Here is a 16,118-nt window from a genome sequence, read left to right on the forward strand (position 1 = left end):
GCGCCGGTGGACTACCGTGGAACAGGTGAGCGCACACCGCATGATCACCGCCCTGACCGCTGTCGCGGTTCTGGCCTCCGGCGCCGTGCTGACCGCCTGCGGTTCGGGTGAGGCGCAGCCCTCGCGCGATCCTTCGGTCCTGAACGACAAGACCTTCCTGTCGACGCGCGTCGACGGCGATCCGATACCCGGCGGTGGGCCGCTGGAGGTGAGCTTCACTCCCGGCAGGATCGCCGCCACTGCGGGCTGCAACCGGCACATGGGCGAGGTCACGTTCGACGGCGACCGGCTGATCACCGGTCAGCTGGCCGCCACCATGATGGCGTGCCCGGGCGAGCGCGGCCGGGCGGACGCCTGGCTGGCGGACTTCTTCGCCGAGCCGCTGACCTGGTCGGCCACCGGCGACGCACTCACCCTTCGGCGTGGAGCAGAGACCGTCGAACTCGTCGAGCGCAAGAACGCGGCCCTGGTCGGCCCCACCTGGACGGTCGACGCGATCGTGCACTCGTCCGGGATCGAGTCGTCGGCGACGATCGAGCGCGTCACACCGACCTTGAGGTTCGGGACCGACGGCACCGTCACCGGCTTCACCGGCTGCAACTCCCTCAACGGGACCGCCACGGTGACCGGGAACAAGATCGAGTTCCGGGCGGTCGCCACCACCAAGAAGGCCTGCGAACCCGAGGTGAACCGCATCGAGAAGGCGGTGCTGGACACCCTGCGGGGCGCGGCCACCTACCGGATCGACGGGCAGTCGCTCGCCCTGACCAACGGCGCCGACCCCGCGATCGGGCTTCGGCTGAAGACGGGCTGACGCCCGAACGCTCTCGACCCATCCCCGATGCGAAGGACTCCCATGCCCGCGATGATCGATCCCAAGCCGCCCGTCGTCGTCACCGTCACCGGAGCCGCCGGCACCATCGGTTACGCCGCACTGTTCCGCGTCGCCGCGGGCGCCATGCTCGGACACGACCAGCCGGTATACCTGCGACTGCTCGAACTGCCCGACCGGGTCGCCGCCGCCGAGGGCATCGCGATGGAGCTCGACGACTGCGCATTGCCCCAGCTGGCGGAGGTGGAGGTGTACGACGACCCGCGCGCCGCCTTCGCCGGCGTGAACCACGCGCTGCTGATCGGGGCGAGACCGCGCAGCAAGGGAATGGAGCGGGCCGACCTGCTCTCGGCGAACGCGTCGATCTTCGCCGCGCAGGGCAGGCTGCTGAACGACGTCGCCGCGCCCGACGTGCGGATCACCGTGGTGGGCAATCCGGCCAACACGAACGCCGCCATCGCAGCACGCCACGCCCCGGACATTCCGCGGGAGCGCTTCTCGGCGCTCACCCGCCTCGATCACAACCGGGCCGTCGCGCAGCTGTCACACCGCGCAGACGTGCCGGTCACCGAGATCTCCGGGGTCACCGTCTGGGGAAACCACTCGGCCACCCAGTACCCGGACATCTTCCACGCCCGGGTCGGCGATCGCACCGGCGCCGAGCTGGCGGCGGACCGGAAGTGGCTGGAGAACGACTTCATCCCGACCGTCGCGCAGCGCGGATCGGCGATCATCGCCGCTCGCGGCGCGTCGTCGGCGGCCTCGGCGGCCAACGGCACCATCGACCACGTGCACGACTGGGTGCTGGGCACGCCCGGCGACTCGTGGACGTCGGCCGCGATCGTCTCCCCGGGCGCCTACGGCGTGCCCGAGGGCCTGGTGTGCTCGTTCCCGGTCCGGTCCGTGGGGGGCGACTGGCAGATCGTGGAAGGGTTGGCGATCAACGACTTCTCCCGAGCCCGGATCGACGCCTCCGTCGCCGAACTCCAGGCCGAGATCGCCGCGGTCGACGCCCTCGGCGCCCCCTGAGATCTCTCGGCACCCCCGGAGACATCGACGCCCGGCGATCGTCCTGTCGAGGGAGCCTCACCCGGGCATAGCGCGGTATATTTGCCGTATGGGCGCTTTTTCCGGCCCGAGGGCTCGGTCCGCCTCGCCGGCACCGCGTTCCAGGGCACAGCCCGGAGCGTGAGGACGATGACCGAACCGGCACGACACGCGCTGACCCGCCGCGTGGACGACGCTCATGCGATGACCGCCGCCGAGGTGCTGGTGCGGCTCGGCGTCGACGAAGAGGACGGGCTCAGCACTGAGGAGGTGCAGACCCGGCGCCGGGAGATCGGCGCGAACCTTCTCGATCGGGCGGACGGCCCCTCGCGCTGGACGATCCTGATCGACCAACTGCGTAGCGCGGTCGTGGTGCTGTTGATTCTCGCCGCCGCGGCTGCCTTCGCCATCGGGAAGCCCATCGAGGGATTCGCCGTCCTCATCGTCCTCGTCGCGAACACGATCGTCGGGTTCGTGACGGAGTTGCGAGCGATCCGCTCGATCGAGGCGCTGGATGCGATGGCGCGCACCGTCGCCGACGTCGAACGCGACGGACGCCGCGACGAGGTCGACGCCGAGCAACTCGTACCCGGTGACCTCGTCGCGCTCGAAGCCGGTGACGCCGTACCCGCCGACCTGCGTCTCCTGGAAGCCGAGGACTTGCGCATCGAAGAAGCCGCCCTCACCGGCGAAAGCGAGGCGGTCCTCAAAGGCACCGACCGAGTCGAGGCCGACACCGCGCTGGGTGATCGCTCCGGCATGGCCTACATGGGCACCACCGTCCTCGCCGGCCGAGCCCGCGGCGTGGTGGTCGCCACGGGTCCCCGCGCCGTCGTCGGGCAGATCGCCGAGCTGACCAGCGGCACCCGCAAGGCTCAGGCGCCGCTCCAGGCCGGACTGGAACGTCTCAGCCGCATCCTCACCGTCGTCGTCATCGTGCTGGCCTTCGCACTCACCGGGATCGGACTGCTCCGCGGCCTACCGCTGGACGGCGTGCTGGAGGTTTCGATCGCCCTCGCCGTCGCGATCGTCCCCGAAGGGCTCCCGGCGGTGGCGACCCTCACGCTGGCGGTCGGCATGGCGCGGATGGCCCGCCGCAACGCGCTCGTCCGGCGACTTCCGGTCGTCGAGACACTCGGTTCCACGACGGTGATCGCGTCCGACAAGACCGGCACGCTCACCCGCAACATGATGACCGTCGCCGACGTGTGGCTCTGCGACGGCGTCGATGCGCATGACTTCTGGGCCGCCGCAACGCTGTGCAACGACGCGGACATCGCCCCCGACGGCGATCCCGTCGGAGACCCGACAGAGGCCGCGCTGCTCACCGGAGCCGGTGCAGCCGGCCTCGACTGGCGGCGATTGCGTGAGGAGTCCCCCCGCACAGACGAGATCCCCTTCGACTCGGCAGCCAAGCGCATGGCGGTTCGCCCCCGGTCCGGTCTCGTGGTCAAAGGACGGGCTCCGGATTCGCCGGCGCCCACAAGAATCCGTTCCTGTGGACGGCTCTGGTCGTCGCCGTCGCGTTCGAAGCCGCCGCCCTCGGCATCCGGCCCCTACGTGACATTCTGGGGCTGACCGTCCTGCCGCCGACTGCGTGGGCGGCTGCTCTGGCAGTCGCCGTCGTCCCGCTGGTCCTCACCCAGACCGTCAGAATCGCCCGGGATCGCCCGGAGCCCGTCGTGTCGGCCGCGGGTACGCGGTGAACCCTGCTCGCCCGCGACGGCGGGCGTTCTAGGATTGCTCCATGAGCAAATCGAAGAAGGCCGACAAGGGAATCAAGCTCTCCAAGGCCGCGTACGAGACCGAGCTGTTCCGGCTGCAGACCGAACTGGTCGCTCTGCAGGAGTGGGTACGCGCCACGGGAGCTCGGGTCGTCGTCGTCTTCGAAGGCCGCGACGCCGCGGGCAAAGGCGGCGCCATCAAACGCATCACGCAGTACCTGAGCCCTCGCATCTGCCGTGTCGCCGCGCTGCCCGCGCCCACCGACCGCGAGAAGGGCCAGTGGTACTACCAGCGCTACGTGGCGCATCTGCCGGCGCCCGGCGAGATCGTCCTGTTCGATCGCTCCTGGTACAACCGCGCGGGCGTCGAGAAGGTGATGGGCTTCTGCACCCCGGAAGAGCACACCCGGTTCCTGCGGCAGACGCCGATCTTCGAGCAGATGCTGATCGACGACGGAATCTTGTTGCGCAAGTACTGGTTCTCGGTCTCCGATGCCGAGCAACTGCGCCGGTTCCGTGCGCGCCGCGACGATCCGGTGCGTCAGTGGAAACTCTCCCCGATGGACCTGGAGTCCATCTACCGGTGGGAGGACTACTCGCGCGCCAAGGACGAGATGATGGTGCACACTGACACCTCGGCGAGTCCGTGGTTCGTCGTCGAGTCGGACAACAAGAAGCACGCGCGCCTCAACATGATCTCGCACCTGGTCTCGACGATTCCGTACACGCCGGTGCCGAGCCCCGAGGTGAAGCTCCCGAAGAAGCCGCTGACCACCGGCAACTACCATCGTCCGCCGCGGTCGCTGAGCAAGTTCGTGCCGGATCACGTCGCCACGCTGCTCGGCGACACCGAAGACTGAGACGCGAGCGACAGTGACCAGAAACCCCCATTCGGGTCTCTCTGCCCTGCGCCGGAAGGCGCGGCGAGCGTTCGAGTTCCACGATCTCATCTACCTCGTCGGCCCGGCCGGGTACCCGAACTACGGCGACGAACTGATCACCGAAGCATGGCTTCGGTACTTCGCCCGGCATCGGCCACTGGCCACCGTCGTGGTCGACTGCGGTCGCGCAGGCAATGCGAACCTGATTCTGCGCCAAGCGAACCCGCGAGCGATCTTCGTCGACACCCTGTGGGAGCTGACTCGGTACGCGCACTCCGGACCGGACAACCCCGAGGTCGATCCGGAATGCCCGTGGGAGTGGGTCGCCGCGGCGGCCAGCCGATTCGGACCCGCGCCCCTGTCCAGCGCCGGCGTCGAATTGCTACTGCGCGCCAAGACGATTCACCTGGTGGGCGGCGGCTACGTCAACGACATCTGGCCCGAGCACGTCGGATTGATCGCGGCGATCGCCGAGGTCTCCCGCGTGACGGGCGCCCGCGCCGTCGCCACCGGACAGGGCCTGATGCCTCCGGTGGAGGGCGCGGCCCGCGAGCGGCTGATCTCCGACGCCGCGCAGTTCGACGTGTTCGACGTCCGCGACCGGCCGTCGTTCGATCTGATCGCGGGCGCGCCGGGGGCGGTGCAGAACGGCGACGACGCCTGGCTCTCGCCGCGCATCCAGGCGCCCGAGTCCGCGGTGAACCCCTCCGGCGAAGTGATCCTGTGTGCGCAGAGCGACCTCACCGAGGACTTCCGCCGCGGGGACCTGCGCGGCGCTCAGGCCCTAGCGGCACTGCTGACCGACACCCTCGACGCGTGGGAGGTGCCCGGACACCGGGTCACCGTGGTCGAGGCGATTCCGGGAAAAGACATGGCAGTGCCCGATCTGATGGGTGATCGCCTGAGCGGCGCCCGGCGTCTCACGTTCGCGGACGTCTGGCGCGACGGCCTGCCGACCGGGCGCGGCGGCGTGTGGCTCTCGACCCGGTTCCATCCGCACCTGCTGGCCGCGGCGGCCGGCGACTCAGGAGTCGCGGTGGTGCCCAAGCCGGACTACTACGACACCAAGCACGCGTCGCTGATCTCGGCGGGCAGCCGCTGGACGTTGCTGACCGACGGCCAGACGGTGCCGGACCGCCCCACCGGCGGGGGCTTCGCACCACTGGCCGCCGGTGCCGCGACGGAGCGCAAGCATAATCTGGCCAAGGACCTCTATCCGTCCGGGGTGAACCTGCGCTAGGGTTGCTCGCCGTATGTGGATAGGAACTCTGGAACTCGATTTTCTCCTCGGTGACGTGCACTCGCTCAAGCAGAAGCGCTCACTGGTTCGCCCGCTGATCGCCGAGGTCCGGCGCCGGTTCGACGTCTCGGTCGCTGAAGTAGAACACCGGGATCTGCACCGGCGCACCGGGATCGGCGTCGCCGTCGTGAGCGCGGACCGTTCGCACACGGTGGACGTGCTCGACGCCGTCGAACGTCTCGCGGCGTCCCGGCCGGAGATGCAACTGCTGTCGGCCCGCGCGCGGTACACCTCGTCCGAGGACCTGTAGCCGCCGTACGCCGCCCAGTCACCGTACCTGCCCAGACACCGGACGTCGGAGGCGGTGTCAGTGATCGGCGGCGGCGGCCACGCAGAACTGGTTGCCCGCCGGATCGGCGAGGGTCACCCAGCTCATGCCCGGCATCTCCCGTTCGGCGATCAGGGTCGCTCCGGCATCGACCAGCTTCTGCACCGTCGCCGCGCGATCCTCCGCGACCACGTCCAGGTGGATCCGGTTCTTGCCGGGAGTCGGGTCGTCGACCTTCTGGAAGGCCAGCAGCGGCGAACCCTCGCCGAGCGAGAGGACGACGAACCAGCCTTCGTTCTCCTCGAGCACGGTGGCGTCGAACGCGTCCCGCCACCAGTTGCTGAGGCCGAGTGCGTCGTCGGTGTCGACGGTGACCATCGCGAGCTTCAATGCAGTAGTAGACATACACGCATATTACTCGAACATCTGTGCGCCCACCGGTTCATCGGCCGAATCCCGCGTTCCTCAGCGCGTCCGCCATCGAGCCGGTGGCCGGCCGCTCCTGCCGCTGACCGCCTCCGCGCCGGCCGCCGCCCTGATCGTTGCCGCGCTGATTTCGCCCACCGCGGCCACGACCCCCGCGCTGATCATCACGCTGATCGCCGCGCGGCCGGCCGCGGCCGCCCTTGCGCTCGGTGCCGGGCTCGTCGTTCAGCCGCAGCGAGAGCCCGATGCGCTGGCGGTCGACGTCGACCTCCATCACCTTGACCTTCACCACCTGCCCGGAGCGGACCACCTCGTGCGGATCGGAGACGAATTTGTCGCTCATCGCCGAGACGTGCACCAGTCCGTCCTGGTGCACGCCGACGTCGACGAACGCCCCGAAAGCCGCCACATTGGTCACGACGCCTTCCAGCACCATGCCGGGTTTCAGGTCCCCGACCTTCTCCACGCCGCGCGCGAAGGTGGCGGTGGCGAACGCCGGACGCGGATCGCGGCCAGGCTTCTCCAGCTCGGCCAGAATGTCGGTGACCGTCGGCACGCCGAAGCGTTCGTCGGCGAAGTCTGCGGGCTTCAGCGTGCGCAGGGTCCGGGTGTCGCCGATCAACTCCCCCAGCGCGAGGCCGGTCCGGTCCAGGATCTTGCGGACCACGGGATAGGCCTCCGGATGCACACCCGAGGCGTCGAGCGGATCCTCGCCGTCGCGGATCCGGAGGAAGCCCGCGCACTGTTCGAATGCCTTGGGCCCCAAGCGCGGGACGTCGAGCAGGGCTTTGCGGCTGGGGAAGGCGCCGACGCCGTCGCGATGCGTCACGATGGCCTGGGCCAGCGTCGGCGTCACCCCCGACACCCGCGACAGCAGCGGCACCGAGGCGGTGTTCAGGTCGACGCCGACCGCGTTCACCGCGTCCTCCACTACCGCGTCCAGGCTCTTGGCGAGGGTGCCCGGCGTGACGTCGTGCTGGTACTGGCCCACCCCGATCGACTTGGGATCGATCTTGACCAGCTCGGCCAGCGGATCCTGCAGGCGGCGCGCGATCGACACCGCGCCACGCAGCGACACGTCCATGTCGGGCAGCTCCTGCGAGGCGTACTCCGACGCCGAGTACACCGACGCGCCCGCCTCGCTCACCACTGCCTTCGCCGGCCCGGGCCGCCCGGCCTTGCGCAGATCGGCGATCAGCTCCGAGGCCAGGGCGTCGGTCTCGCGCGAGGCGGTGCCGTTGCCGATCGCGACCAGTTCGACGTCGTGCTTCGCGACGAGCGAGGCCAGGACTGCTTTGGCCTGATCCCACTTGTTGGCAGGCTGATGCGGGTAGATCGCACAGGTGTCGAGGACCTTGCCGGTGCCGTCGACCACCGCCACCTTGACCCCGGTCCGGAATCCCGGGTCCAGACCGAGAGTCGGGCGCGTGCCCGCCGGCGCCGCCAGCAGCAGATCCTTCAGATTGGTCGCGAACACGGCGACAGCCTGCTCCTCGGCCCGGCTGCGCAGCTTCAGGCGCGCCTCGATGGTCGCCGAGATCAGCAGCTTGGTGCGCCAGGCCCAGCGCGCGGTGGCGGCGAGCCAGTCGGTGGCGGGCCCGTCCGCCGAGCGATCGATGCCGAGGCTCTGAGCGACCAGTGCGATGTAGTCCTCGTCCTCTCCGCCGTCGAAGGAGAGCGCCAGTGCGCCTTCCTTCTCGCCGCGCAGCACCGCGAGCACCCGATGGCTCGGCATGGTCTCCAGCGACTCGCTGAAGTCGAAGTAGTCGCGGAACTTCTGTGCGGCCGGCGTCGCGGCGATCTGCTCGGATTTGACTTCGGTACCGAGACGTCCTGCGGCCCAGAACTTCTCGCGGACGGCACCGACCAGTTCGGCATCCTCGGATGCCTTCTCGATCAGGATGTGGCGGGCGCCGTCCAGAGCGGCCGCGGCATCGGGGACCTGTTCGCCGACGTACGACGACGCCGCGTCTTCCGGAACCAGCGCCGGGTCGGCGAGCAGCGCCTCGGCGAGCGGCTCCAGGCCGGCTTCGCGCGCGATCTGAGCCTTGGTGCGGCGCTTCTTCTTGTACGGCAAGTAGATGTCTTCGACCCGCGCCTTGGTGTCGGCGGCCAGCAGCGCGGCACGCAGCTGATCGGTCAGCTTGCCCTGCTCATCGATCGAGGCGATCACCGCGGCACGGCGTTCGTCGAGCTCACGGAGATAGGTGAGCCGGTCTTCGAGAAGGCGCAGCTGCGCGTCGTCGAGACTGCCGGTCGCCTCCTTGCGGTACCGGGCGATGAAGGGCACCGTCGAACCCTCATCGAGCATGGTCACTGCGGCGGCGACCCGCCCCTCGGCGACGCCGAGTTCCTCGGCGATCCGGGCGTTGACCGACTTGAGCGGCAGCGGGTTCACGGGCGTTGCATCAGTTCCGGGCACGCGCGAAAGGCTACCGGGCGCGCGGCGCGGGATGCACCAGCGGGCCGCCGCCGGCCGCGTCTGCGCCGGTCCCGGCAGCTTCTGCGCCCGGTTACAGTGGAGCCATGGTCGATTCTCCGCGCGCCCGCCCCGAGGACACGACCGCGCGAGCTCCTGTCGTCGCACGCTCTCACGCTCGTACTCTCGACGATGCTCCGCACGCGCGGCGCGTCGCGCGTGCCCTGTCGATCACCGGCCGCGGTCTGCGGCTGGTGATCTTTACCCTCGCGACCCTGGCGGCCCTGGTCGGGCTGGTGGCGATGGTCGTCGGAGTCCTGATCTGGAGGCATGCCGATCAATGGCGGATCCCGATCGGTGTGATGGTGGTGGTACTGCTGTGTCTGCCCGCGGTGACGCTCCCGTTTGTGGTGCACCGGCGCCTGGCCCCGCTGACCCGGGCGATCGAACGCCCCGGCGTCCTCGCCGAGCAGACCAGAGACTACGTCGGCGACGTCCGCGCAGGCACCGAGCTGACCGACGTGATCGCGATCGCATCCGGTCCGGACAAGGTGTGGAAGCCGCGCAGTCTCTGGCAGATGTCCCGGTTGGTCGCGTCGTTCACCTCCCGCGTCGTGCCCGACCCGAAGCGGCATCCGCTGCTGGCGGCGTTCACCCCCGTCTACCTCAAGACGCTCTGGCTGGTGGTGCTGGTGACGGCGTGGTCGTTGGCGGCGGCCGTGGTGGTGCTCGGCGGCTCACTCCTCGCCCTGCTCACCGGCTGGACTCCCACCGGCTGAGCGGTACGGACCGGCTCCTCGATCTCGCGCGGAGCGTCGTCGTATTCCGCCTGGGCGTCCGAGCCCTCCGCCGCACGACGACGCAGCGCGAGCAGCAGCACGAGGCCGATGGTGACCACCTGAAGCACTCCCCCGCCGATCAATGAGGCGCGCGGCCCGTACAGTTCGGCGAAGCAGCCCAGCAGCGGCGCACCGAGCGGTGTGCCGCCCATCAGGACCGTCATGTAGAGCGCCATCACGCGACCGCGCACCTGCGGGTCGACACTGGTCTGGATGTACATGTTGGCCGCGGTCAGGGTGAGCAGCACCGACAGTCCCACCACAGGCAAGCTGATCGCGTACCAGACATAGTTCGGCGCCAGCCCGGACACCGCGATCAGCACGCCGACCAGGATGGCCGTCGACACGAGGAAGCGCAGGCTCGGCGCCCGGCTCCGGCGGGCGGCGAGGAGTGCGCCCAGCAGGGTGCCGACTCCCATGATGGACCCGAGCAGCCCGTACGCCGCCGCACCGAGCCGGAACTCGCCTTGCACCATGAGTGCGTTCGTCATCTGGAAGTTCATCCCGAACGTGCCGACGGCGAACGCCACCCCGAGCGCGATCATCAGGTCTGTCCGCCGGAAGACGTACCAGAAACCCTCGCGCAGTTGACCTCTCGCGCGCGGCAACGGCACCGATCGGGCGAGTTTGCGCCGGTCGAGTGCGACGAGTGCCAGGAGGAAGGCCAGGTAGCTCACCGCATTGGTGAGGATCGCCCAGCCGGGGCCCGCCCACGCCATGATGAGTCCAGCGATCCCGGGCCCGATCAGGCGCGCCGCGTTGAACGACGAACTGTTGAGCCCGATCGCGTTGGTCAGATGATCGGCGCCGGCCACCTCGGAGACGAAGGACTGTCGTGCGGGCGCGTCGAGCGCGGCGCCGATCCCGAAGAGGAACGCGAACGCGTAGACGTGGATCGTGGCGGCCGTCCCCGTGACGGCGAGGACGCCGAGAAGAAGCGCGGACAGCGCCATCCACGACTGCGTGACGATGAGCAGCTTGCGCTTGTCGAATCGGTCGGCCAGCAGTCCTCCGACCGGCGAAAGCACCAGTGCGGGAAGGAACTGCAATGCAGTGGTGATTCCCACGGCCATCGCCGAACCGCCGGAGAGCTGCAGCACCAGCCAGTCTTGGGCCACCCGCTGAATCCAGGTGCCGATGTTGGAGATCAGGGCTCCGGAGGCGTAGATCCGGAAATTGGGTACCGACAGCGCAGCGAACGTCTGACTGCGCACCGATCCCACCGTCGCCGACCTCCTCTGCTACCCGAAGTAGTACAACGACGAGGACGCTCCGGGTATTCCGGCGGCGCCGCCGGTAGCGCGGAAGGTTCAGTGCAGCGGCGCGGGCGGCTCACCGTCGCCGAACGGGTGACCGCCGAGCGCTTCCCGGCCGTGCGGGGTGTTCCAGCCGTCCAGCTCGGGGCCCTTCGGCACGATCCCGGACGGATTGATGTCGCGGTGGACCTCGTAGTAGTGCCGCTTGATGTGGTCGAAGTTCGTGCTGTCCCCGAACCCGGGGGTCTGATAGAGATCACGCGCGTACGCCCAGAGCACCGGCATCTCGGAGAGCTTGGACCGGTTGCACTTGAAGTGCCCGTGATAGACGGCATCGAATCGGGCCAGGGTGGTGAACAGCCGGATGTCGGCCTCGGTGAGCGTGTCCCCCACCAAATAGCGCTGATCGGCCAGGCGCTCGGACAGCCAGTCCAGCCGGGCGAACAGCTGGTCGTAGGCGGCGTCGTAGGCCTCCTGCGATCCGGCGAAGCCGCACCGGTACACGCCGTTGTTCACGTCCCGGTAGACCACGGCGTTGACCGCGTCGATCTCTTCGCGCAGGTCCTCCGGGTACAGCCGGGGTGCGCCCGGACGGTGATAGTCCACCCACTCCGTCTCGAAGTCCAGCGTGATCTGCGGGAAGTCGTTGGTCACCACGCCGCCGCTGCGCACGTCGACGACGGCAGGCACCGTGATGCCCTTCTCGTAGCCGGGGATCCGCGTGAAGTACGCGTCCTGCAGGCGCGGGATGCCCAGAACCGGATCCACGCCGCCGGGATCGAGGTCGAAGGTCCACGATCGTTTGTCGTGGGTCGGCCCGCAGACGCCCATCGAGATCACTCGCTCGAGACCGAGCAGGCGGCGCACGATGATCGCGCGGTTGGCCCACGGACACGCGTACGAGACCACCAGGCGGTAGCGCCCGGGCTCCACCGGGTAGCCGTCGCGGCCGTCGCGGGTGATCCGCGTCTCGATGTAGCGGGTGTCGCGCTCGTACGGCTGGTCGGCCAGGACGTAGGCGCCCTGCTCGCTGGTCTGGGAATCGTCCGGAGTCGCCATGACTCCAGGGTAGTGACTACTTCCGTGCGGCGGCGGAGGCGTCGCCGGAAAGCGTTCCGTCGACGAAGCCCTCCGTGTCTTCGGCGGAGACCTCGGCGATGGCCTCCTCGAGATCGCCGGAGACGTCGGCGATCGCCTCGGCCTCCTCCTCAATCGGGCCTTCCAGCGCGCGGGCCAGTTCCGCGGCGACGTCGATGTAGCGCGCCTTGCGGACCTCGGGCTTGTCGATCTCCTCGGCGACGGTCTTGGCGATCACCCGGCGGATCTCCGAGTCGACCTGCGCGAGGTTGCGGATGATCTCGCCGCGCATGTTGCGCGAGGCCACGTCGACGAACACGTCGCGCGGCGCCGGCGGATCCACCTCGATGCGGAGCTCGAGCGGCTCGGCGCAGCGCACCGTCAGCGGCAGTGTGATGAGACCGTCGACGTCGTACTGCAGACGATCGAGTTTGAGGTCGATCAGCAGGCCGATGGCCAGCGGCAGCCGCACGGTGAACGTGATCAGCTCGCCGACTTCGCGGGAGATCTCCGGTTCGGCGATCTTCACATCCGCCACCACCTTGACCATCCCGCCGGGACCGGCCGGCAGCGGTCCGACCTGGAACTCTTCTCCCGCGATCGCCGCGAAAGCGGCACCGATACGCGCTTCGGTCACCGCGATCTCGAAGAAGTTGCGGCCGAATTCTTCGTAAGTGAGGTATTCAGGCACCGGTACATCCTTGCGCATATGTGGGCGATTGGCGAACCATCACGGAAAAGTCCCTGATCACCGGCGGGGCCGGACCGAGGCGTCCGCCCATCGCGGTGGACACGGGGTCCCCGGCAGGGTCTGCCGCTCGAAATGCCACCACTCGTTGTCGAACGTGCGGCACAGACCCCAGCGGTACCCGTGCCGCTGCAGCCAGGCCGCGCCGGCACGCGGTGCGACGTCGATCGCCTCCCCGGTGACGTGCGTCGACTCGGTCGGCGGCAGGACCCACCGGCGCGCCGCGCCGGGACTTCCGTAGATGCGCAGGCCCTCACGCCAGAGCACTGCTTGCTCGGCACGGCTGCGCTTGCCCGAGTTGATCCGCAGCGGCACCCCGGCCGCGCGGGCGTCGCGCTCGGCGAGCGTGTAGGCCACCGCGAGGTCGGTCGCCAGACCCGCAGTGCCCGCCGCCAGCGGAATGCCCAGGAGCTGCGCGCGCTGGGTCGAGGCGGGAGCGGCCTGCACCGGGTCGGCACTCGCCGGCGCAGCGGCGAGCCCGGCCGCCACCGCGCCTGCGGCGCCGAGGGACAGCAGCCGGAGAAGTCGTCGTCGGGGCCGGGCCGAGTGGATGTTCACGCGGCTCATTGTGCCAGCCCGGCCGGGCCCGGCGCGTTGCGCAGCAGATCGGCGACAGTGTCGGCTTCGCTCGGGGGCTTGGCGTCGTCGCCGATCCGGTAGCGCTTGACGCGCGCGAACCGCAGGGCGATGCCGCCCGGATACCTGCTCGACCGCTGCACGCCGTCGATCGCGATCTCCACGACGGTCGTCGGCTCGAGCGCGAGCACGTATCCGTCGTCGCCCTCGGCGATCGTCGGGAAGTACTCGGTCTGCCAGCGCAGTAGCTCGTCGGTCAAGCCCTTGAACGTCTTGCCGACCATCACGAACCCGCCCGGATCGCCGAACCGTCCCTCCGGATCCCGCGCACCCAGGTGCAGATTCGACAGCCACCCCGAACGCCGGCCGGAACCTCGTTCGACGGCGAGCACCACCAGGTCGAAGGTAAAGACCGGCTTCACCTTGACCCAGTGCGCGCCGCGCCGCCCGGCGGCGTACGGGGCGGCAAGTGATTTGACCACCACGCCCTCGTGCCCGGCGGCGAGCGCCTCGTCGAGCACCGCCTGGGCCGCGGCGGCCGGATCGGGGTCGCCGGGCGCGGTCTCGACGCCCGCGATCAGGGACCCGCCGACCATCGCACGCAGGAGACGGCGCCGAACCCGCAGCGGCTCGTCGATCAGGCTGCGGCCGTCGCCGTAGAGGAGATCGAAGAAGCTGACCGAGAGCTCGACAGGCAGCTCGCCCTCCGTCGCGGCACCGCCGAACCGGCTCATCGTGTCCTGGAACGGACGGGCCCGGCCGTCCTCGTCGAGCGTCAGCGTCTCGCCGTCGAGCACCAGGTCGCCGCCGGGGAGTGCCCTCACGAGTTCGACGATCTCGGGGACCCGCTCGGTCACCTCGGCCAGGCTCCTGGTGTAGGCCCGGACTCGGCCGCCCACCCGGTGCACTTGCAGCCGGGCGCCGTCGAGTTTGTACTCGACTGACGCCGGACCGGTCACCGAGACCGCCTCGGCCACATCCGGCGCCGAGGCCGCAAGCATCGGCTGCACCGCGACGCCGGGGGTCAGATCGATCCGCTCGAGGTCGTCGCCGCGCAGGGCCGCGGCCGCCGTCGCGCCCAGATCGCCCGACAGCATCGCCGCCCGGCGCACCGTCTCCTTCGGCAGTCGCACCGCCGTCGCGACCGCATCGGTGACGATGCCGCTGAGCGCCCCGGTCCTGACCTCCCCGGTCATCACCCGGATCAGGAAGTCCTGCTCTACCCGCGTCGCCGCGGCGAGCAGACCGGTCAGCGCCGCTGACCGTCGGGCGGCCGAGCCCGGCCCGTGCGCGTCGGCCAGGTCGCCGAAGGCGCGGTCGACGTCGCCGATCGACAGCGTCCCCGTCTCGGCGGCCGCCGGCAGCCCCCGCCGGAGCGTCCGCCAGCCGACGCCGAGACGCCCCTGCACGGGCCTGCCGAGCAGCAGCCCCACAGCGGCCGGGGCCTCGTCGGGCCGGAGTCGGCCCAACACCTCGGCGAATGCGGCGGTCTTGGCGTTACGTGAGCGCGTCGCGGCCGCCCGGCCCGCCGCATCGACGATGTCGGCGAGCGGGGTGCCGGCCGGATCCTCGCTGTCCACGTGTCGAGTGTAGGGCGCGACTACGGTGAGGGAATGGCTTCGCGAGGCACCACCGCGCCGGCACGCGCCCGGTCGATGCGCACCGTGGCCGAACTCGACGCGTTGGTGACCACCTGTTACGCCTGTCCGCGACTGGTGGCCTGGCGAGAAAAGGTCGCCCGGACCAAACGAGCCGCCTTCGCCGACCAGACCTATTGGGGCAGAGCGGTTCCCGGGTTCGGCCCGGACGATGCGGCGATCCTCGTCGTCGGTCTCGCACCTGCCGCCAACGGCGCCAACCGGACCGGGCGGATGTTCACCGGCGATCGCAGCGGGGACTTCCTGTTCGCGGCGCTGTACCGCGTCGGGCTCGCCAGCCAGGGCGAGGCCTGGTCGATCGACGACGGCCTCGAACTGTACCGAACACGGATCTCGTCGCCCGTGCACTGCGCGCCGCCGGAGAACAAGCCGACGCCGCAGGAGCGGCGTACCTGTTCGCCGTATCTCGCCCGCGAAGTGGAGTTGCTGGCGCCGACGCTCCGTTCCGTGGTGGTGCTGGGCGCCTTCGGATGGCAAGCGCTGCTGGCGGTGATGACCGACTCCGGCTGGACGGTGCCGAAGCCGCGGCCCAAATTCGGGCACGGCGCCGAGGCGACGGTGCGCCATCCGAACGGCCGGACTCTGCTGCTGATCGGCTGTTTCCACGTGAGTCAGCACAATACGTTCACCGGGCGGCTCACGCCGGGCATGCTGGACGATGTGCTGAACCGTGCCAAGGACCACGCGGCCGGAGGCCACGACCGCCCCGGCGTCCGCGTACGACGGATCTACGACGATCCCGAACCCGACGACGGGGCCCGCGTGCTGGTCGACCGGCTGTGGGCCCGCGGTGTGAGCAAAGAGCGCGCACATCTGACCGAGTGGTGCAAGACTGTCGCGCCGTCCACGGGCCTACGGCAGTGGTACGGACACGATCCGGCCAGATTCGACGAATTCGCCGCGAAATACCGCGCCGAGCTCGAGACCGGCGACGAGCAACGAGCGGCGCTGGCGCACCTGCGTGCACTCGCCGCGCAGGGACCCCTGACGTTGCTGACCGCGACCAAGCAGCCGGCGATCAGCGAGGCCGAGGTGCTCCGCCGCATCCTCTCCTCCTGAGCGGCCGC

General features: G+C 69.9%; 16 protein-coding genes. 9 read left to right on the forward strand and 7 right to left on the reverse strand.

Annotated elements, in window-relative coordinates; translation table 11 throughout:
• Positions 1 to 25: 25 nt before the first annotated feature.
• From C6V83_RS11785 to C6V83_RS11810, 7 genes are all read left to right on the forward strand, one after another.
• Positions 26 to 814 carry an META domain-containing protein gene (locus tag C6V83_RS11785; RefSeq protein ID WP_159067507.1) on the forward strand — a complete coding sequence of 263 codons (789 nt, stop codon included), beginning with the start codon at positions 26 to 28 and terminating at the stop codon, positions 812 to 814.
• 51 nt (positions 815 to 865) lie between these two features.
• Entirely contained in the window at positions 866 to 1,861 is a 996-nt protein-coding gene (locus tag C6V83_RS11790) for a malate dehydrogenase (RefSeq protein ID WP_105943903.1), read from the forward strand.
• 168 nt (positions 1,862 to 2,029) lie between these two features.
• Complete coding sequence (locus C6V83_RS11795) at positions 2,030 to 3,457, forward strand: HAD-IC family P-type ATPase (RefSeq protein ID WP_105942555.1); 1,428 nt, start codon at positions 2,030 to 2,032, stop codon at positions 3,455 to 3,457.
• Entirely contained in the window at positions 3,388 to 3,585 is a 198-nt protein-coding gene (locus C6V83_RS19090; protein WP_407646282.1) for a hypothetical protein, read from the forward strand. Before C6V83_RS11795 ends, C6V83_RS19090 begins: the two co-directional genes overlap by 70 nt.
• 41 nt (positions 3,586 to 3,626) lie before the next feature.
• Entirely contained in the window at positions 3,627 to 4,463 is an 837-nt protein-coding gene (gene ppk2, locus C6V83_RS11800; protein ID WP_105942556.1) for a polyphosphate kinase 2, read from the forward strand.
• 13 nt (positions 4,464 to 4,476) lie between these two features.
• Positions 4,477 to 5,724 (forward strand): polysaccharide pyruvyl transferase family protein, encoded by a 1,248-nt coding sequence (locus C6V83_RS11805; RefSeq protein ID WP_105942557.1) that lies wholly within the window; start codon positions 4,477 to 4,479, stop codon positions 5,722 to 5,724.
• Positions 5,725 to 5,737: 13 nt separating this feature from the next.
• Positions 5,738 to 6,034, forward strand: coding sequence for a DUF503 domain-containing protein (locus C6V83_RS11810; protein ID WP_105942558.1), 297 nt, complete (start codon positions 5,738 to 5,740; stop codon positions 6,032 to 6,034).
• Positions 6,035 to 6,091: 57 nt separating this feature from the next.
• Here the strand turns inward: C6V83_RS11810 and C6V83_RS11815 are convergent, their stop codons facing one another.
• Both C6V83_RS11815 and C6V83_RS11820 read right to left on the reverse strand, forming a co-directional pair.
• Positions 6,092 to 6,457 (reverse strand): VOC family protein, encoded by a 366-nt coding sequence (locus C6V83_RS11815; protein WP_105942559.1) that lies wholly within the window; start codon positions 6,455 to 6,457, stop codon positions 6,092 to 6,094.
• Positions 6,458 to 6,494: 37 nt separating this feature from the next.
• Positions 6,495 to 8,900: a Tex family protein gene (locus tag C6V83_RS11820; protein WP_105942560.1), complete on the reverse strand. Its 2,406-nt coding sequence runs from the start codon at positions 8,898 to 8,900 to the stop codon at positions 6,495 to 6,497.
• 104 nt (positions 8,901 to 9,004) lie between these two features.
• Between C6V83_RS11820 and C6V83_RS18365 the strand changes: the two genes are divergently transcribed.
• The gene (locus C6V83_RS18365) at positions 9,005 to 9,676 is read left to right on the forward strand and encodes a hypothetical protein (RefSeq protein WP_159067508.1); all 672 of its coding nucleotides are present in this window, start codon (positions 9,005 to 9,007) and stop codon (positions 9,674 to 9,676) included.
• Here the strand turns inward: C6V83_RS18365 and C6V83_RS11825 are convergent.
• The 5 genes from C6V83_RS11825 to C6V83_RS11845 form a co-directional block, all read right to left on the reverse strand.
• Positions 9,559 to 10,959, reverse strand: a complete 1,401-nt coding sequence (locus C6V83_RS11825) for an MFS transporter (RefSeq protein ID WP_105942561.1) — start codon at positions 10,957 to 10,959, stop codon at positions 9,559 to 9,561. The two genes, C6V83_RS18365 and C6V83_RS11825, sit on opposite strands and share 118 nt — an antisense overlap.
• A gap of 87 nt (positions 10,960 to 11,046) precedes the next feature.
• On the reverse strand, positions 11,047 to 12,051 hold the full coding sequence (locus C6V83_RS11830) for a glutathione S-transferase family protein (RefSeq protein ID WP_105942562.1): 1,005 nt from the start codon (positions 12,049 to 12,051) through the stop codon (positions 11,047 to 11,049).
• Between the two features lie 16 nt (positions 12,052 to 12,067).
• The gene (locus C6V83_RS11835; protein ID WP_199832504.1) at positions 12,068 to 12,760 is read right to left on the reverse strand and encodes a hypothetical protein; all 693 of its coding nucleotides are present in this window, start codon (positions 12,758 to 12,760) and stop codon (positions 12,068 to 12,070) included.
• A 57-nt stretch (positions 12,761 to 12,817) separates the two neighbouring features.
• Positions 12,818 to 13,369, reverse strand: coding sequence for a M15 family metallopeptidase (locus C6V83_RS11840; protein ID WP_234353995.1), 552 nt, complete (start codon positions 13,367 to 13,369; stop codon positions 12,818 to 12,820).
• A gap of 11 nt (positions 13,370 to 13,380) precedes the next feature.
• Positions 13,381 to 14,973, reverse strand: a complete 1,593-nt coding sequence (locus C6V83_RS11845) for an ATP-dependent DNA ligase (RefSeq protein WP_234353702.1) — start codon at positions 14,971 to 14,973, stop codon at positions 13,381 to 13,383.
• Between the two features lie 33 nt (positions 14,974 to 15,006).
• Here C6V83_RS11845 and C6V83_RS18745 point away from each other — a divergent pair, with 33 nt between their 5' ends.
• A complete protein-coding gene (locus C6V83_RS18745; protein ID WP_159067509.1) occupies positions 15,007 to 16,110 on the forward strand; it encodes a DUF488 family protein, N3 subclade in 1,104 nt (367 codons plus the stop codon).
• The last annotated feature ends 8 nt before the right edge of the window (positions 16,111 to 16,118 follow it).

This window comes from Gordonia iterans (assembly GCF_002993285.1).
GTDB classification, from domain to species: domain Bacteria; phylum Actinomycetota; class Actinomycetes; order Mycobacteriales; family Mycobacteriaceae; genus Gordonia; species Gordonia iterans.